The 17,146-nt window shown below is 60.7% G+C and carries 16 protein-coding genes; 5 read left to right on the forward strand and 11 right to left on the reverse strand.

Annotated features, from left to right (window positions below; genetic code table 11):
- Positions 1–121 precede the first annotated feature (121 nt).
- The 4 genes from fur to ybfF all read right to left on the reverse strand — a co-directional run bounded on the left by fur (position 122) and on the right by ybfF (position 2,748).
- A complete protein-coding gene (gene fur, locus ABLV52_RS22085) occupies positions 122–574 on the reverse strand; it encodes a ferric iron uptake transcriptional regulator (RefSeq protein ID WP_004885952.1) in 453 nt (150 codons plus the stop codon).
- 291 nt (positions 575–865) lie between these two features.
- Positions 866–1,396, reverse strand: a complete 531-nt coding sequence (gene fldA / locus ABLV52_RS22090; RefSeq protein WP_002894765.1) for a flavodoxin FldA — start codon at positions 1,394–1,396, stop codon at positions 866–868.
- Positions 1,397–1,547: 151 nt separating this feature from the next.
- Positions 1,548–1,841: a LexA regulated protein gene (gene ybfE / locus ABLV52_RS22095; RefSeq protein ID WP_002894767.1), complete on the reverse strand. Its 294-nt coding sequence runs from the start codon at positions 1,839–1,841 to the stop codon at positions 1,548–1,550.
- A 133-nt stretch (positions 1,842–1,974) separates the two neighbouring features.
- A complete protein-coding gene (ybfF, locus tag ABLV52_RS22100) occupies positions 1,975–2,748 on the reverse strand; it encodes an esterase (RefSeq protein ID WP_348890933.1) in 774 nt (257 codons plus the stop codon).
- Positions 2,749–2,931: 183 nt separating this feature from the next.
- On the opposite strand from ybfF, the gene seqA reads away from it, so the two are divergent.
- Genes seqA through ABLV52_RS22115 form a run of 3 tightly spaced genes read left to right on the forward strand, consistent with a single transcriptional unit; the run spans position 2,932 to position 5,645 of the window.
- Positions 2,932–3,480, forward strand: coding sequence for a replication initiation negative regulator SeqA (gene seqA, locus ABLV52_RS22105; RefSeq protein WP_032428668.1), 549 nt, complete (start codon positions 2,932–2,934; stop codon positions 3,478–3,480).
- 32 nt (positions 3,481–3,512) lie between these two features.
- Positions 3,513–5,153, forward strand: coding sequence for a phosphoglucomutase (alpha-D-glucose-1,6-bisphosphate-dependent) (pgm, locus tag ABLV52_RS22110; RefSeq protein ID WP_023288859.1), 1,641 nt, complete (start codon positions 3,513–3,515; stop codon positions 5,151–5,153).
- Positions 5,154–5,207: 54 nt separating this feature from the next.
- Complete coding sequence (locus ABLV52_RS22115; protein WP_048334415.1) at positions 5,208–5,645, forward strand: hypothetical protein; 438 nt, start codon at positions 5,208–5,210, stop codon at positions 5,643–5,645.
- Here ABLV52_RS22115 and kdpE read toward each other — a convergent pair.
- Genes kdpE through kdpF form a run of 6 tightly spaced genes read right to left on the reverse strand, consistent with a single transcriptional unit; the run spans position 5,627 to position 13,412 of the window.
- Positions 5,627–6,304, reverse strand: a complete 678-nt coding sequence (kdpE, locus tag ABLV52_RS22120) for a two-component system response regulator KdpE (protein ID WP_002894776.1) — start codon at positions 6,302–6,304, stop codon at positions 5,627–5,629. The genes ABLV52_RS22115 and kdpE overlap by 19 nt on opposite strands.
- Positions 6,301–8,988 (reverse strand): two-component system sensor histidine kinase KdpD, encoded by a 2,688-nt coding sequence (gene kdpD / locus ABLV52_RS22125; RefSeq protein ID WP_032455149.1) that lies wholly within the window; start codon positions 8,986–8,988, stop codon positions 6,301–6,303. Before kdpD ends, kdpE begins: the two co-directional genes overlap by 4 nt.
- Entirely contained in the window at positions 8,989–9,564 is a 576-nt protein-coding gene (kdpC, locus tag ABLV52_RS22130) for a potassium-transporting ATPase subunit KdpC (protein WP_023288862.1), read from the reverse strand.
- A 10-nt stretch (positions 9,565–9,574) separates the two neighbouring features.
- Positions 9,575–11,623, reverse strand: a complete 2,049-nt coding sequence (gene kdpB / locus ABLV52_RS22135; protein WP_348890934.1) for a potassium-transporting ATPase subunit KdpB — start codon at positions 11,621–11,623, stop codon at positions 9,575–9,577.
- 20 nt (positions 11,624–11,643) lie between these two features.
- On the reverse strand, positions 11,644–13,323 hold the full coding sequence (gene kdpA / locus ABLV52_RS22140; RefSeq protein ID WP_348890935.1) for a potassium-transporting ATPase subunit KdpA: 1,680 nt from the start codon (positions 13,321–13,323) through the stop codon (positions 11,644–11,646).
- Positions 13,323–13,412, reverse strand: a complete 90-nt coding sequence (kdpF, locus tag ABLV52_RS22145; protein ID WP_020323459.1) for a K(+)-transporting ATPase subunit F — start codon at positions 13,410–13,412, stop codon at positions 13,323–13,325. The genes kdpA and kdpF overlap by 1 nt, the downstream gene beginning before the upstream one ends.
- Before the next feature lie 307 nt (positions 13,413–13,719).
- Here kdpF and ABLV52_RS22150 point away from each other — a divergent pair, with 307 nt between their 5' ends.
- On the forward strand, positions 13,720–13,929 hold the full coding sequence (locus tag ABLV52_RS22150) for a DUF2517 family protein (RefSeq protein WP_004142243.1): 210 nt from the start codon (positions 13,720–13,722) through the stop codon (positions 13,927–13,929).
- A 182-nt stretch (positions 13,930–14,111) separates the two neighbouring features.
- Positions 14,112–15,554 (forward strand): deoxyribodipyrimidine photo-lyase, encoded by a 1,443-nt coding sequence (phrB, locus tag ABLV52_RS22155; protein WP_348890936.1) that lies wholly within the window; start codon positions 14,112–14,114, stop codon positions 15,552–15,554.
- Here phrB and ABLV52_RS22160 read toward each other — a convergent pair.
- Positions 15,526–17,004, reverse strand: a complete 1,479-nt coding sequence (locus ABLV52_RS22160) for an MFS transporter (protein WP_032455154.1) — start codon at positions 17,002–17,004, stop codon at positions 15,526–15,528. The genes phrB and ABLV52_RS22160 overlap by 29 nt on opposite strands.
- Positions 17,005–17,146 lie beyond the last annotated feature (142 nt).

Raw genomic sequence — 17,146 nt, forward strand, 5'->3', positions numbered from 1 at the left:
TCTCCGGACAAAGCGGGGACTCGCGAGGGTCGCCGCCGCGACGTGAGCGGGAAGCGCGGCTGAAGCGCCCATAAAAAAGCCAACCGGCTGGTTGGCTTTTCAGAGCAGGCGAAGCAGGGAATTACTTTTCCACCGCGTCGTGGGCGTGTTCGTCCTCGCGGCAATCACCTTCCGCACAGTGACCGTACAGATACAGACTGTGGTTGGTCAGGCGGATGCCGTGACGGGAAGCGATTTCACGCTGGCGCGCTTCGATAGAGTCATCACTGAATTCGATCACTTTGCCGCAGTCGAGGCAGATCAGGTGATCGTGGTGATGCTGCTGGGTCAGTTCGAAAACGGATTTACCGCCTTCAAAATTATGACGAGTCACGATACCGGCGTCATCAAACTGGTTGAGGACGCGGTAAACGGTCGCCAGACCAATCTCTTCGCCCATGTCGATCAGGCGTTTATATAAGTCTTCCGCACTGACATGATGGTTATCCGGTTCCTGCAGCACTTCAAGGATTTTCAGTCGAGGAAGTGTGACTTTCAGGCCAGCCTTCTTTAATGCGGTATTGTTGTCAGTCATGCGGAATCTGTCCTGTTGCTAAACGATCTACTTCCTTCAACGGAAGTCATACAGAAATTAACCCGACGTAATGCGTCTCATTATAGAACTGCCACTGGTAAATGAAAACTGCAAGCATCGGGCCTGGTTTGCTGTCAAAAACGAGGCACCAGCTACAAACTGCGTCACGTGCCTCGTAGAATCAGAGGACATTGTACAGATATGTGATTAAAAGTTAAAAACTTGTAGCTATTAGTTTGATTGCTTTTGTCTATTAATACGACGCAACTCAACGATTGCGCCGCTTAATTATCAGGCGTTTTTGATTTCTTCGAGGTGCAGCTCTTCAGCCACCTGCTTCACCCACTTCTCAACGCGCTCGTTGGTCAGTTCCGGCTGACGGTCTTCATCAATGGCGAGGCCGACGAAGTGGTCGTCATCCGCCAGGCCTTTGGAGGCCTCGAAGTGATAGCCGGCAGTCGGCCAGTGGCCAACGATGGTCGCGCCGCGCGGCTCAATGATGTCGCGGATGGTGCCCAGCGCATCGCAGAAGTACTCTGCGTAGTCTTCCTGGTCGCCGCAGCCGAACAGCGCCACCAGCTTGCCGTTAAAGTCGATCTCTTCCAGCGTCGGGAAGAAGTCGTCCCAGTCACACTGGGCTTCACCGTAGTACCAGGTCGGGATGCCGAGCAGCAGAATGTCGTGGGCTTCCAGATCTTCTTTGCTGCTTTTGGCAATGTCGTGAACATCAGCAACATCTTTACCAAGCTGCTTTTGAATCATTTTTGCAATATTTTCGGTGTTGCCGGTGTCGCTGCCAAAAAAGATGCCGATGATTGCCATGAGTAAAATAACCTCTTGAAACTTAAATGATGTGGTAGGGACGTGATGCCCACAGATAACGGCAATCATAGCAGAACAGGCAAGGACGCGGAAACAGCAATCACGCCCGACTGCACACTCTGCTACATGAATGCGGATTTTTCGCGGAAAGTTAGACTTTTCCCTGGCTGCGCAGGGCGGTTAATTGCGTCATCAGCATCTCTTCGATGAGATCGCTGCGGCTCATATTACGCGCTTCCGCCAGTTCGTTAAGCGCATCGACCGCGTCGGCGTTGAGCTTTAGCTCCACGCGCTTCAGCCCGCGCACTTTATCGCGTTTCAGCTGATTACGTTTGTTGATGCGCAGTTGTTCATCGCGCGACAGCGGATTGGTTTTTGGTCTTCCCGGGCGACGCTCGTTTGCGAACAAATCTAATGTCGTACGGTCCGTTTGTTCTTTTGCCATGATTCTGAGTGACTTCGGGGAAACAAGCTGCCGGGCTCTAGCCGGCGCAGATAGCGCGCCATCATACATCAGGCGAACGGCTGCGCCAACGACCGCGGGCATTCTGCGGCGCGGTCGGGCATATTTTAGCCAATCAGGCGCCAATGCTCGTGAGATAGCGGCGGATCGCGCGCAACACCGCTTCGGGTTTCTCGGCATGGACCCAGTGTCCGGCGCCGGCGATGACGTGGGCCCGGGCCTGCGGGAACTGGGCCAGCAGCGCGTCGCGGTAGGCGTCGGTCACGTAGGGTGAGTTGCCGCCGGGAATAAACTGCGTCGGGTGCGGCCAGGCCGGGATGGTTTCCCAGCCGACGATATGCGGGTACTGGTCCCACAGCACCGGGACGTTGAAGCGCCAGTCGCCGTCGACGAAAGATTTCAGCAGGAACTGAATCACCCCCTCTTCCTGCAGATGCTCGCGCATCACCTGCGCCGCCTGCTGGCGGGTGCTGGCGGCGGATTCGCTGACGGCGCGAATAGCGGCGAAGATCTCATCATGGCGGCGAACATGATAATCCACCGGGGCGATATCGATCGCCACCAGACCGTTGATGCGCTCCGGCGCCAGGGCGGTCAGCGCCATCACCGCTTTGCCGCCCATCGAATGGCCGATAAAGGTGGCGCGCTCAATCTGGTGCGCGTCGAGCGTATCGAGCAGATCCTGCGCCATCGCGGGGTAGGTCATCTCTGGCGACCGCGGCGACAAACCGTGGTTGCGCATATCGACCTGCAGAATATCGTGGTCGGCGACCAGGTCGCGGGCGAGGATGCCCAGGTTGTCCAGGCTGCCAAACAGACCGTGGACCAGCACGATCGGGGGGTGGTTGTGCGGATTCTGTGCAGATTGCGCTCGGCTATTTAATTTCATGGCAAAGTTCTTTTTTTCGCTCCGTCGGGTTAGGGTATTATGTTGGACATTCTGCCATCCGGCTGCAAGACCCAGAAGTTTTCTGAGTTTTACCGCCATCCTGGTTTGACGCTATCCGCGGTTGGGATTTGTACTTATAATCCCAACGATTTGTATTCAGAAAAGATATCGCACTGGATTAAGATGAAAACAATTGAAGTTGATGATGAACTCTATCGCTATATTGCCAGCCACACTCTGCATATCGGCGAGAGCGCATCCGACATTTTACGGCGCATGCTGAAATTTTCCGCCGTTTCCCAACCGGCTACACAGGTCAGCAAAGCCGCGCCGGCGCTGGCGCCCGCGCCTGCCGTTGAGGTGAAACCCGCTAACCCGGCGAAAGATAAAGTCCGCGCCATGCGCGAGATGCTGTTATCTGATGAATACGCCGAGCAGAAGCGCGCGGTGAACCGTTTTATGCTGGTGTTGACCACCCTCTACTCCCTGGACAGTAAAGCATTTGCCGAGGCGACGGAGTCTCTGCATGGCCGCACGCGCGTCTACTTCGCGGAAGATGCGCGTACGCTGCTGAAAAGCGGTAATCAGACCAAACCGAAACAGGTTCCTGGTACACCGTGGTGGGTGATCACCAATACCAATACCGGCCGTAAATGCAGCATGATTGAGCACATCATGCAGTCGATGCAGTTCCCTGCGGAGCTGATTGAAAAGGTTTGCGGCACGATCTAGCTTTTTAACATTTGCACCAGAAGGATCAGGCAATGGCAATCGATAAACGTGCGGGGCAGCCTGCGCAACAGAGTGATTTGATTAACGTCGCCCAACTGACTGCTCAGTACTACGTGCTGAAGCCTGAAGTCGGTAATGCGGAGCATGCGGTCAAATTCGGCACCTCCGGCCATCGCGGCAGCGCGGCGCGTCACAACTTCAACGAACCGCATATCCTGGCCATCGCCCAGGCGATTGCGGAAGATCGTGCGAAGAACGGGATCACCGGTCCGTGCTATGTCGGTAAAGATACCCACGCCCTGTCCGAGCCGGCGTTTATTTCGGTGCTGGAAGTGTTAACCGCCAACGGCGTTGACGTGATCGTGCAGGAAAACAACGGCTTCACCCCGACGCCGGCGGTCTCCAACGCGATTCTGGTGCATAACAAAAAAGGCGGTCCGCTGGCGGACGGCATTGTGATCACCCCGTCACACAACCCGCCGGAAGATGGCGGTATCAAGTACAACCCGCCAAACGGCGGTCCGGCTGATACCAACGTCACCAAAGTGGTGGAAAACCGCGCCAACGAACTGCTGGCCGCTGGCCTGCAGGGCGTGAAACGCCTTCCTCTGGACGCGGCGCTGGCTTCCGGCCACGTCAAAGAACAGGATCTGGTGCAGCCGTTTATTGAAGGCCTGGCGGATATCGTCGACATGGCGGCGATCCAGAAAGCGGGCCTGACGCTGGGCGTCGATCCGCTGGGCGGTTCCGGTATCGAATACTGGAAGCGCATTGGCGAGCACTACAAGCTCAATCTGACCATTGTGAACGACCAGGTAGACCAGACCTTCCGCTTTATGCACCTCGATAAAGACGGCGCCATCCGCATGGACTGCTCCTCGGAATGTGCGATGGCGGGCCTGCTGGCGCTGCGCGATAAGTTCGATCTGGCGTTTGCCAACGACCCGGATTACGACCGTCACGGGATTGTCACCCCAGCCGGGCTGATGAACCCGAACCACTATCTGGCGGTGGCGATTAACTACCTGTTCCAGCATCGTCCGCAGTGGGGCAAAGAGGTGGCGGTCGGTAAAACCCTGGTCTCCTCGGCGATGATTGACCGCGTAGTGAACGATCTGGGCCGCAAGCTGGTGGAAGTGCCGGTGGGCTTTAAGTGGTTCGTCGACGGCCTGTTCGACGGCAGCTTCGGTTTCGGCGGCGAAGAGAGCGCCGGGGCCTCCTTCCTGCGCTTCGACGGCACGCCGTGGTCCACCGATAAAGACGGCATTATCATGTGCCTGCTGGCGGCGGAAATCACCGCAGTGACCGGCAAAAACCCGCAGGAGCACTATAACGAGCTGGCGGAGCGCTTTGGCGCGCCGAGCTACAACCGTCTGCAGGCTTCCGCGACCTCCGCGCAGAAAGCGGCGCTGTCTAAGCTGTCGCCGGAAATGGTCAGCGCTGACACCCTGGCGGGGGATCCGATCACCGCCCGTCTGACCGCAGCGCCGGGCAACGGGGCGGCGATTGGCGGCCTGAAAGTGATGACCGACAACGGCTGGTTCGCGGCGCGTCCGTCAGGCACCGAAGACGCCTACAAGATCTACTGCGAAAGCTTCCTCGGTGAAGAACATCGCAAACTGATCGAAAAAGAAGCGGTAGAGATTGTCAGTGAAGTGCTGAAGAACGCCTAAAGGCGCACGACCATCAGGCCCCTCGCGGGCCTGATTTTTTTCGCAAGGATAGCGATGAAAATACAGCGGAAGTCCCTGTTTTTGTTCTGGGCGTGGATGGATCTCTTTTTCGTCCTGCAATTCTTATGGTGGAATATTGCCCACCGCCGACTCCCTTTTTACGACGACCTGCTGGCTTATCTCCAGCTGCTGCACGCCTGGGGCGCTGCGGCGGTCTGGCTCTATCCGCTGAATGTGCTGCTGATTATCAGCATCCCGCTGTCGATGATCCTCTTTTTCCGTCAGAGCCGCTATGGGCTGTGGCTGGCCTGGGGGCAGGCGCCGCTCAGGCTGGTGTTTATGCAGCCCTCGCTTTCTGTGGGTCTGTGGCTGATTCAGGCCGCCGGCGTCCGGCATTTCGCGATCCTGGCAGGCTTCCTGCTGCTCTCTGAAGGGCTGAAAATCGCCAGCCTCTGGTACTGCAGAGGCGGGGCTCAGGGCATAAAGCGATAGCCAATCCCGGTTTCGGTCAGCAGATGCTGCGGGCGCGCCGGATCGGCCTCCAGCTTTTGCCGCAGGTGACCCATATAGATCCGCAGATAATGGCTGTGCTCCACGGCGTTAGGGCCCCACACCTGATTCAGCAGCTGGCGCTGGGTAAGCACTTTACCGGGATTATTCAATAGCGCCGCCAGCAGGCGAAACTCGATGGGCGTCAGGTGGATCTCTTCGCTGCCGCGCAGGATGCGGCGGGCGGGGATATTGACCTCCAGGTCGGCGAAGCGCACCACCGGCTCGTCGGCCTGCGCCGCGCCGTGACGACGCAGTGCGACGCGCAGGCGGGCCTGCAGCTCGCCGATGCCAAAGGGTTTACTTAAGTAGTCATCGGCGCCGGCATCCAGGGCGGCAATTTTGTCGTGCTCTTCGCTACGCGCTGACAGGACGATAATCGGCATCTGACTCCACTGGCGCAGGTCGCGAATAAAATCAATGCCGTCGCCATCCGGCAGGCCGAGATCGAGGATCGCGAGGTCGGGCTTACGGGTGGCGGCTTCGATCAGCCCGCGCTGCAGGGTTTCCGCTTCAAATACGCGCATGCCGTCGGCTTCCAGCGCGGTGCGCAGAAAGCGACGGATAGCGTGTTCGTCTTCGATAATCAGAACGTTAATCACAATTCCTCAGATAGCTCTTCCAGTTCAGGGGGCGTTTCTCCCGGCAGTGTAACACGGAATGAGGCGCCGCCTTCCGGCCGGTTGCTGGCGGAGATGGTCCCGCCGTGGACGTCGACGATGGCCTGACAGATGGCAAGGCCCAGCCCGACGCCGGGGATCGCCGACTCTTTGTTGCCGCGGGCGAATTTATCAAAGATAGCCTGTTCCTGACCCGCCGGGATCCCCGGACCATTATCCCATACCTCCAGCGACAGCTGCCGGGCGTCCGCTTCGGCGCGAATACCGATGTCCGCCCGGGCGCCGGCATACTTATGGGCATTCTCCAGCAGATTGATCAGCACCCGCTCGAACAGCGGCCCGTCGACATGCACCAGCTGCAGCGGGTCGGGTAAATCCAGTTGAACGTGCTGGCCGCCGAGGCTCGGCTCGAGCATACGCAGCGCGCTGCCGACCACTTCCTCCAGCGTCAGCCACTCTTTGTGCAGATTAAAGCCGCCGGACTGGATCCGCGCCATATCCAGCAGGTTGTTCACCAGCCGGGTGGTATTGAGCACATGCTGGCGGATTTCATTGGCCTGCGGGGCATGCTTCGAACCCTCGCTGGCCAGATCGAGGGTCAGGATTTCCGCCTGGCCAAACAGCACGGTGAGCGGGGTACGCAGATCGTGGGACAGGGCGGCGAGCAGCGAGTTACGCAGGCTTTCGCGCTCGCTGGTCAACCGGGCCTGCTCTTCGCTGGCGGTCAGGGTGAGACGCTCCAGGGCGCTGGCCACCAGCAGGGTGAAGGTCTCCAGCAGCCGCTGCTGCTCCGGGATCATCAGCTGGCGCAGATTCGCCGGCTCCACCACCAGCAGTCCCCAGGTGCGGGCGGCGCTCTTCAGGGGCAGGATCTGATACGGCACGCCGGGCAGGGTATCGGTGCCGGCGCCGGCGGGTTGACCCTTATCAAAGCTCCAGCGGGCGATGGCGTCATCCCACGGCGTCAGCCCGGGCTGGTGGGTTAAGGGCAGCAGTTTCCCCTGGGCGTCCGGGAGCAGCAGCTGGCTGCGAGCCTGAAAGGTGGAGGCGATAAACCGCTCGCTGGTGGTGGCGATATCCTGCTGGCTACGGCCCACCGCCAGCGCTTTGGACATTTCATACAGGTGGCGGGTACGCCGCTCGCGATAGCGCGCCACCCGCGCCTGGTAGCGCACGCCGGCGGTGAGGTTACCGATAAGCAGGCCAACGGTGAGCATCACGCCGAAGGTGAGCAGATACTGGACATCTGACACCGCCAGCGTGCCGCGCGGGGCGACAAAAAAGAGATCGAAGCTGATAACGTTGATCACCGTCGCCAGCACCGACGGCCAGCGGCCATAGAGCAGGGCGATGATCACCACCCCCAGCAGATAGAGCATGACCAGGTTGGCGGCTTCGAAGGCCATCAGCCACTGCATGGCCACCAGGGTAATAATGGCGCACAGGGCCACCGCCAACGCGCAGCCCTGCAGCTGCAGCCGCCATTTCTCCAGCGCCGGACGAGTGTCGCTGGCGCGCGCCGGAAGGGGGAAGGGCTTTTCATCCAGGGCGATGACCACCAGATCGAGGTCCGGCGCGTGACGAGCCAGACGGTCGGCGAAGCCGCTGCGATCCCACCAGCGGCGCTTGCTCTGGCGGCCGATGACAATTTTTCCGAGGTTATGTTCGCGAGCGTAATGGAGGACCGCTTTCTCTTCAGACGGGTCGGAGAGGGTGGCGGTTTCGGCGCCCAGCTCCTGGGCCAGACGCAGCGCGGCGAGGATGGCCCGCCGCCGGGATTCCGGCAGGCGGTGCAGGGAAGGCGTTTCGACATATACCGCATGCCAGACGCTGCCCAGACGGGCGGCGAGGCGGGCGGCGGTACGCACCAGCTTTTCGCTGCCGGTGTTGTGCCCGATACAGAGCAGAATGGCGTCGCGGGTGTGCCAGACTTTCTCCTGGCCCTGGCGGTCGCGCCAGGCGCGCATCTGCTCATCGACGCGATCGGCGGTACGGCGCAGAGCCAGTTCGCGCAGCGCAATCAGGTTCCCTTTGCGGAAAAAGTTCTCGATAGCGCGCTCGGCCTGGCCGCCGATGTAGACTTTGCCCTCATTGAGCCGCTGGCGCAGATCGTCAGGGGGGAGGTCCACCAGCACCACGTCGTCCGCGGCGTCAAAAAAGGGATCGGGGACGGTCTCCCGCACCTGCACGCCGGTGATCCCGCTGACAACGTCGTTCAGGCTTTCCAGATGCTGAACGTTAACGGTGGTGAAGACGTCAATCCCGGCCTCCAGCAGTTCGTCCACATCCTGCCAGCGCTTCGGATGACGGGAGCCGGGGGCATTACTGTGCGCCAGTTCATCCACCAGAATCAGCGCCGGGCGGCGGGCGAGGGCGGCGTCGAGGTCGAACTCATACACGTAGCGCCCGCGGTGAGCGAGCCGCCGCGGCGGCAGGGTGCTCAGGCCCTGCAGCATCGCGGCGGTCTCTTTCCGGCCGTGGGTCTCCGCCACGCCAATCAGAATATCCAGCCCCTGGGCCCGCAGCCGCTGCGCTTCCGCCAGCATCGCCCAGGTTTTCCCCACCCCGGCGCAGGCGCCGAAGAACACTTTCAGTTTGCCGCGATGCGGGGCGGCGGTGTGCTGCAGCAGGCGGTCAGGGTCCGGACGCAGCGGCTCGTCACTCATTTACTTATCCTTCAGGGCATCCAGCGCCATATTGAGTTGCAGTATATTGACCACCGGCTGGCCAAGGAAGCTCAGCAGCGGCGTTTGTGTGGCCTGATTAACCAGCGCGGTCACCTGGTCGACGCTCAGCTGGCGCGCTTTGGCCACCCGGGGCGCCTGCCACAGCGCGGCGGCCGGGGTCAGGTTGTTATCGAGACCGCTCGCCGAGGTGGTGACCAGTTCGACTGGCACCCGCGGGTCGGCATCCGGGTTCGCGGCGCGCAGGGCCTGCACCCGCTCGCTCACCGCCTTATCCAGCGCCGGGTTGCTGGCGGCGAGGTTGCTGCCGCCAGAGGCCATCGGGTTATCCGCTGTCTCCGCGGTGGCTGACGGGCGGCCCTGGAAATAGCCTGCGGCGGTAAAGTTCTGGCCAATCAGCGCCGAGCCGCGCACCTCGCCGTTCAGGCGGATCAGCGAGCCATTGGCCTGTGAGTTAAACCACCACTGTCCCAGGCTGGTGGTCAGCAGAGGATAAACGCCGCCGGTGAGCAGGGTTAACAGAATAAATAGCACAAGTGCTGGACGAATCAATGACATAGTTTGTTCCTCACACCAGACCGCTCAGGGTCAGCAGCAGGTCAATGGCTTTAATACCGATAAATGGCACCAGCAGACCGCCGAGGCCGTAGATCCACAGGTTGCGGCGCAGCATCGCCGAGGCGGAGAGCGGGCGATAGCTCACCCCTTTCAGGGCCAACGGGATCAGGAAGACGATGATCAGCGCGTTGAAGATAACGGCGCTGAGGATCGCCGACGATGGCGAATGCAGGCCCATCACGTTTAGCATCGCCAGCTGGGGATAGACCGCGGCAAACGCCGCCGGAATAATGGCGAAATATTTCGCCACGTCGTTGGCAATACTGAAGGTGGTCAGCGAGCCGCGCGTCATCAGCATCTGTTTGCCGATATGGACCACCTCAATCAGTTTGGTGGGGTTGGAATCCAGGTCGACCATGTTGCCCGCCTCTTTCGCCGCCTGGGTGCCTGAGTTCATGGCCACCGCGACGTCGGCCTGGGCCAGCGCGGGCGCGTCGTTGGTGCCGTCGCCGGTCATCGCCACCAGCCGACCTTCCGACTGATACTGGCGGATCAGCGCCAGCTTGGCTTCCGGCGTCGCTTCGGCGAGGAAATCGTCGACGCCGGCCTCGGCGGCGATCGCCGCGGCGGTGAGGCGGTTATCGCCGGTGATCATCACCGTTTTAATGCCCATTTTGCGCAGCTGGGCGAAACGCTCTTTGATGCCGCCTTTGACGATATCTTTGAGCGAAATAATTCCCAGCACCTTTTCACCTTCGGCAACCACCAGCGGCGTGGCCCCCTGGCGGGCGACCTCTTCCACCTGCTTCTCGACATCGGCAGGGAAGTGGCCGCCGTTGGCCTCCACGTGACGGCGAATCGCGTCCACCGAGCCTTTACGGATCATGCGCTGATCGATATTGATGCCGCTCATCCGCGTTTGCGCGGTAAAGGGGACAAAGGTGGCGTGCAGCGACTGCAGATCGCGTTCGCGCAGGTTGAAGCGCTGCTTCGCCAGCACCACGATGCTGCGTCCCTCAGGGGTTTCGTCCGCCAGCGAGGAGAGCTGGGCGGCGTCGGCGAGGGTTCGCTCTTCCACACCGCGCGCCGGCAGGAAGGCGGAGGCCTGGCGGTTGCCGAGCGTAATGGTCCCGGTTTTATCCAGCAGCAGGACATCGACATCGCCAGCGGCCTCCACCGCGCGGCCGCTGGTGGCGATCACGTTGGCGCCCAGCATACGGCTCATCCCGGCGACGCCGATCGCCGACAGCAGACCGCCGATGGTGGTCGGGATCAGGCACACCAGCAGAGCGACCAGCACGGTGACGCTCACCGCATTGCCGCTCCAGGCCGAGAAGGGCCAGATGGTGGCGGTGGCCAGCAGGAACACCAGCGTCAGGGCGATCAGCAGGATCGTCAGGGCGATTTCGTTCGGCGTTTTACGGCGCTGGGCGCCTTCCACCATGGCGATCATCCGGTCGAGGAAGGTTTCTCCCGGGTTGACGCTGCAGCGGATCACCAGCCAGTCGGAGAGGATGCGCGTCCCGCCGGTCACCGAGGCGAAATCGCCGCCGGATTCGCGGATCACCGGCGCGGACTCGCCGGTAATGGCGCTTTCGTCCACCGAGGCGCCGCCTTCGATGACTTCGCCATCGCAGGGGATAATATCCCCGGCTTCCACCAGCACCACGTCGCCTTTGCGCAGGTCTTCCGCCGGCACATGGTCGACCGTCGCGTCATGCTGCGGGGCGCGCAGCTTACGGGCGAAGGCCGTTTTTTTCACCCCTTTCAGGCTATAGGCCTGGGCTTTGCTGCGGCCTTCCGCCATCGCTTCGGCAAAGTTGGCGAATAGCACGGTAAACCATAACCAGATACTGATGGCGGCGGTAAACGTGGCGCTGCCGGTCAGGGCGCCGCCAGCCATGGCGATGGCCAGCAGGGTGGTTAACAGGCTGCCCACCCAGACGATAAACATCACCGGATTGCGCCACTGCACCATCGGGCTGAGTTTTTTCACGGCATCCAGCAGCGCCTGGCGCACCAGCGTCGGCTCCAGCAGGGCTAATTGTTTGCGACTCATAACAGGGGGCTCCGCATCGCTCAAAGTAAGGAAAAGTGTTCGGCCAGCGGGCCAAGCGCCAGCGCAGGAATAAAGGTCAGGGCGCCCACCAGCAGCACGGTGCCGATCAGCAGACCGATAAACAGGGCGTCGTGGGTGGCCAGGGTACCGGGGCTGGCCGGTTGAATTTTCTTCGTCACCAGCGAGCCGGCGATAGCCATCACCGGAATGATGACGGCGAAGCGTCCAGCCAGCATGCAGAACGCCAGCAGCAGGTTCCAGAAGGGCGTCGCCGCGCCCAGGCCGGCGAAGGCGCTGCCGTTGTTATTGGCCGCCGAGGTGACGGCGTACAGCACTTCGCTAAAGCCGTGCGCGCCGGGGTTGAACATCCCGGCGCGGCCGGCCTCGGTCATCATCGCCAGCGCCGTGCCGAGCAGTACCAGCGTCGGGGTGACCAGAATAGCCAGGGCGATCATTTTCATTTCCCGGACATCGATTTTCTTCCCGAGGTACTCCGGGGTGCGGCCGACCATCAGCCCGGCGATAAACACCGCCAGCATAACGAACAGCAGCATGCCATAGAGACCCGAGCCGACGCCGCCGAACACCACTTCGCCAATCTGCATCAGCCACATCGGCACCATCCCGCCCAGCGCGGTGAAGGAGTCATGCATCGCGTTGACCGCGCCGCAGGAGGCGGCGGTGGTGATCACCGCGAACAGACTGCTGGCGAGAATACCGAAGCGGCTCTCTTTACCTTCCATATTCAGGCTGCTGTCGGCGCCCAGCGTCAACAGGTGCGGGTTGCCGCGGGTTTCCGCCCACATCACCACGGCGACGCAGAGGATAAAGATCAGCGTCATCGCCCACAGAATAGCGCGCCCCTGGCGGCGATCGCTCACCACCTCGCCGAAGGCGAAGCACAGCGCCGCCGGGATCAGGAAGATGGCCAGCATCTGCACGAGATTGGTCAGCGCCGTCGGGTTTTCAAACGGATGGGCGGAGTTAGCGTTAAAGAAACCGCCGCCGTTGGTGCCCAGCAGCTTAATCGCTTCCTGTGAGGCGACAGGCCCCATCGGCAGCAGCTGGTGCGCCCCTTCGAGGGTGGTAAAGGGCTGGTAAGCCTGCAGGTTCTGCGGCACGCCTTGCTGAATAAAGAACAGGGCCGCCAGCAAAGAGAGCGGCAGCAGCAGCCACAGGGTAATGCGCGTCAGGTCGACCCAGGCATTGCCGAGGGTGGACATTTTCTGTCGGGCGAAGGCGCGGGTCAGGGCGAAGACCACGGCGATGCCGGTGGCGGCGGAGAGGAAATTCTGCACCGTCAGCCCCACCATCTGGCTGAGATAGCTCATGGTGCTTTCGCCGGCATAAGCCTGCCAGTTGGTATTACTGACAAAGCTGACCGCGGTGTTGAGCGCCAGATCCCACGGCAGCCCCGGCAGGTGCTGCGGGTTAAAGGGCAGCACGCCCTGGAGCATCAGCAGGGCAAACAGCGCCAGGCCGCCGAGGGCGTTAAACAGCAGGATCGCCAGCAAATACTGCAGCCAGCCCATCTCTTCGGCGCGGATCCCGGCCACGCGCCACAGGACGCGCTCGACGCCGGCCAGGCCGGGAGGCGGGATGTCGTTCACCATTCTCGCCAGACACATCCCCAGCGGGCGCGCCAGCGCCAGCAATACCAGCAGATAGCTGGCTAATAATAAAAATCCCTGGGCAGCCATCAGAATGCCTCCGCATGTATCAAGGCATAAACCAGATAAGCCAGTAACAGGAACACCAGCCCAACGCCAGTGAGTACGCCTGCAGTCACAATCCACCTCCGGGTGTGTTTTTGATTTACCAGGAGAATAGAAATTACGGCGCAAAGATTTCGCAAAAATCCGCGGGCGCGGTGTAAAAAAAGTATAAAAATGGCAAAGGCACAATTTAACTGATGGTTAGTATTAATTTAACTTTTTCGTAACTAATTTACGGGATGAATGTAAATTAAGTATAAATACGTGCTTTTTAGTGGTCGGATGAGTAGTAAAATTACAACCAACGCGGTACTATTTTGCTCAAACAAACATGGTAATTTTTTACCGGCGCGACTTGCCGGCCTGACAAAGGGGAGAGAAATGATGGCGTTGTACAAAGCTTATCCTGCTCATATTATTTTGCTGCGTCGGGCTTTCGCCGTCGTGGCTGGCGTCGCGGCGCTGCCGGTGATGCTGTTCTGGAAAGATCGCGCCCGCTATTACAGCTGGCTGCACCGGGTGTGGTCGAAAACCAGCGAGCAGCCGGTGTGGATGGCGCAGGCGGAAAAAGCCGCTCACGACTTCTACTGATTCGCCCTGCTGCAATGAAAGCCAATAACCGCCGGTTGCCCCCGGCGGTTTTTTTTCGTCGCTTGTCTACACTCGTTGCAAGCGCCGCAGCGGAATTGGCAGGTGCTTATTTTGCCGGAGCGCGCTATTTTTTCCGGCTTAGATCATGAGATGAGTTTTGCTGACGGATAATGAGGAGTGATATGGCCACCCATCTGGTCTGGTTACGCACGGATTTACGCATTCACGATAACCTGGCGCTGGCCGCCGCCTGCCGCGATCCGCAGGCGCAGGTGCTGGCGCTCTATATTGCCACCCCGGGGCAGTGGCGCGAGCATCATATGGCGCCGCGGCAGGCCGCTTTTATCGCCAGCCATTTGCACAGTCTGCACGCCGCGCTGGCGGAGCGTGGCATACCGTTGTGGGTAGAAGAGGCGGACGATTTTAGCGCCAGCGTCGAGCGTCTGGCCCAGTTTTGCCAGCAGCACCAGGTCAGTCACCTGTTCTACAACTATCAGTACGAATTCAATGAACGCCAGCGCGATGCCGCCGTTGAGAACACCTTGCGCGAAGTGATTTGCCAGGGATTTGACGATAGCGTCCTGTTGCCGCCCGGCAGCGTACTGACCGGCGGCGGCGAAATGTATAAAGTCTTCACTCCGTTTAAGAATGCGTTTATTCGCCGGCTGCGGGAAGGGCTGCCGGCGTGCGTGGCCGCGCCAAAGCCGCGCGAGGCACCCGCCCGCCAGGCGCCGCCGCCGCCGGAACTCAACTATCCGCAAACGCCGTTCGATGGGCTGCTGTTTGCCGCGGATGAAAAAACGGCGCTGGCGCGGCTGCGCGCGTTTTGTCAGCAACCGGCGGCGGATTATGAGGGGCAGCGCGACTTCCCGGCCGTGGAAGGGACCAGTCGTCTGTCGCCCTGCCTGGCCACCGGGGTGCTGTCGCCGCGCCAGTGCCTGCATCGGCTGCTGACGGAACACCCCGCCGCGCTGGACGGCGGGGCAGGCGCCACCTGGCTTAATGAGCTGATTTGGCGCGAGTTTTACCGCCATCTGATGGTCTACTATCCGAAACTCTGTAAAGGACGGCCGTTTGTCGCCTGGACCGATCAGGTCGCCTGGCGCGAAGAGGATGGCGCCCTGCAGGCCTGGCAGCGCGGGGAGACCGGCTTTCCGATTGTCGATGCCGCCATGCGCCAGCTTAACGCCACCGGCTGGATGCATAACCGGTTGCGCATGATCGTCGCCAGCTTCCTGACTAAAGATCTGCGCCTCGACTGGCGGGCAGGGGAGCGCTATTTCATGAGCCAGCTGATTGATGGCGACCTGGCGGCGAACAACGGCGGCTGGCAGTGGGCGGCTTCGACGGGCACCGACGCCGCGCCCTATTTCCGCATATTTAATCCCACCACCCAGGGCGAGAAGTTTGATAAGCAGGGGGTGTTTATGCGTCGCTGGCTGCCGGAGCTGGCAAAGGTGCCGGAGAAGGCGCTGCATCAGCCGTGGGCGTGGGCGGATAAACAGGGGATTACGCTGGATTATCCGCGCCCGATAGTCGATCACAAGCAGGCGCGGCAGGAGACGCTGGCGGCCTGGGAGGCCGCCAGAAAGGGGATTACTCCACCGCCAGACGGCGGGTCCTGACCTTCAGCGAGTGATACAGCCAGATGACCAGCACCACGCCGACGCAGGCCAGCGCGCCCCAGGTGATCTGGCTGAAGACGTTGATGTAGGCGTCAATGGAGTAGTTCACCGCCCCGGCGGCGTCGAATGACGCCTGCGAGGTCTGGTCGGCGATAACGCCGGCCAGATAGTTGGCGATGGCCCCGGAGAGCAGCATATAGATGCCGGTCAACACCCCGGTGACCCCCGGGATCTCAATGCGGGTGATTTGCGACATCGCGACCGGGTCGATAAACAGTTCGGCAAAACCCATCACCGCCAGCCCCAGCACCATCAGCGGCATGGACGACTGACCATAGGCCGCCGACCAGCGGGCGCTGAGGGTTAGGATGCAGAACCCGGCGCTCATCAGGCCCAGACCGAGGGCAAATTTTCCCCAGATGCGCACGGTGCGATTACCGCCGACGCTCTCTTTCACCAGCCACGCCAGCACCATGCCGCAGAGCATCACCGCGAAGGCATTGATCGACTGGAACATAGCGGTAGGGACTTCGTAGCTCATGATATGGCGGTTAACGAAGCGGTCAATATACAGGCTGATGGAACTGCCGCCCTGTTGGGCGAAGGCCCAGAACAGCAGGCTGAAAGCGGTCAGGACGACGATCAGGCGCAGATCCTTGCGCTGTTTATCGGTCTCGGCGCGCAGGTAGATCCGCGCCAGCACCGCGAGGCCAATGGCCGTGGCCACGATCAGGGCATATACCGACCACTCCTGCCAGAACAGCACGGCAATCAGCAGGGGAGCAGTGACCAGCAGCACCAGCAGCCAGCCCCAGTTCGGCAGCAGGAAACGACGGGCGCACAGCGCCTGGCGGTTCACGCCGGCGGTATGCTGGAAGTGACGGTTGCCGCAGAGGAAAATCACCAGTCCCGCCACCATGCCGATGGCCGCCAGGGCAAAGCCCATCGCCCAGCTATACTCCTCCTGGACGTAGCCGCAGGCGATCGGCGCGATGATCGAGCCGATATTGCCCGCGGCATACATCAGCGAGAAACCGCCATCGCGACGCGGATCGGCGGGTTCGTACAGCTCGCCCAGCAGACAGCTGACGTTGGATTTAAACAACCCGTAGCCGCAGACGATGATCGCCAGCGACAGGTAGAGGAAGACCGGGGCGGTTTCGCTGGCCCCGAGCACCAGATGGCCAATGGCCATCAGCAGCGCGCCGAGCATGACCGCCATCCGGTTGCCTAACAGCTTATCGGCCAGATAGCCGCCGAGGATCGGCGTCACATAGACCAGCGAACAGTAGGCGCTGAACAGGGCGTAAGCGTGGTTATCGTCATATTTAAGCTGATTGGTGAGATAGAGGATCAGCAGGGCGCGCATGCCGTAGAAGCTAAAGTATTCCCAGATTTGCAGCGCCACGACGTAGTAAATCGCCCGCGGTTGCGATGATGTTGTCTTCATGAGAAGTGTGTTTCCTGGCGTAAAGCGAAAGTCGATCGTTCTGCATGAATAGCGTTTAATTAGTCATATTCATGGCTTGAGGGGCTTTCTGATTATTTAATATGCTTTATTAGTGCATAAATATACACGAATGCGCGGCGGG

Source organism: Klebsiella sp. GB_Kp056 (assembly GCF_040064755.1).
GTDB classification, from domain to species: domain Bacteria; phylum Pseudomonadota; class Gammaproteobacteria; order Enterobacterales; family Enterobacteriaceae; genus Klebsiella; species Klebsiella quasipneumoniae.

Bases quoted from the DNA above. Each gene is read 5' to 3' on its own strand.
- fur (WP_004885952.1), bottom strand. From the start codon at position 574: ATGACTGACAACAATACCGCATTAAAGAAGGCTGGCCTGAAAGTCACA.
- fldA (WP_002894765.1), bottom strand. From the start codon at position 1,396: ATGGCAATCATCGGCATCTTTTTTGGCAGCGACACCGGCAACACCGAA.
- ybfE (WP_002894767.1), bottom strand. From the start codon at position 1,841: ATGGCAAAAGAACAAACGGACCGTACGACATTAGATTTGTTCGCAAAC.
- ybfF (WP_348890933.1), bottom strand. From the start codon at position 2,748: ATGAAATTAAATAGCCGAGCGCAATCTGCACAGAATCCGCACAACCAC.
- seqA (WP_032428668.1), top strand. From the start codon at position 2,932: ATGAAAACAATTGAAGTTGATGATGAACTCTATCGCTATATTGCCAGC.
- pgm (WP_023288859.1), top strand. From the start codon at position 3,513: ATGGCAATCGATAAACGTGCGGGGCAGCCTGCGCAACAGAGTGATTTG.
- ABLV52_RS22115 (WP_048334415.1), top strand. From the start codon at position 5,208: ATGAAAATACAGCGGAAGTCCCTGTTTTTGTTCTGGGCGTGGATGGAT.
- kdpD (WP_032455149.1), bottom strand. From the start codon at position 8,988: ATGAGTGACGAGCCGCTGCGTCCGGACCCTGACCGCCTGCTGCAGCAC.
- kdpC (WP_023288862.1), bottom strand. From the start codon at position 9,564: ATGTCATTGATTCGTCCAGCACTTGTGCTATTTATTCTGTTAACCCTG.
- kdpB (WP_348890934.1), bottom strand. From the start codon at position 11,623: ATGAGTCGCAAACAATTAGCCCTGCTGGAGCCGACGCTGGTGCGCCAG.
- kdpA (WP_348890935.1), bottom strand. From the start codon at position 13,323: ATGGCTGCCCAGGGATTTTTATTATTAGCCAGCTATCTGCTGGTATTG.
- ABLV52_RS22150 (WP_004142243.1), top strand. From the start codon at position 13,720: ATGATGGCGTTGTACAAAGCTTATCCTGCTCATATTATTTTGCTGCGT.
- phrB (WP_348890936.1), top strand. From the start codon at position 14,112: ATGGCCACCCATCTGGTCTGGTTACGCACGGATTTACGCATTCACGAT.
- ABLV52_RS22160 (WP_032455154.1), bottom strand. From the start codon at position 17,004: ATGAAGACAACATCATCGCAACCGCGGGCGATTTACTACGTCGTGGCG.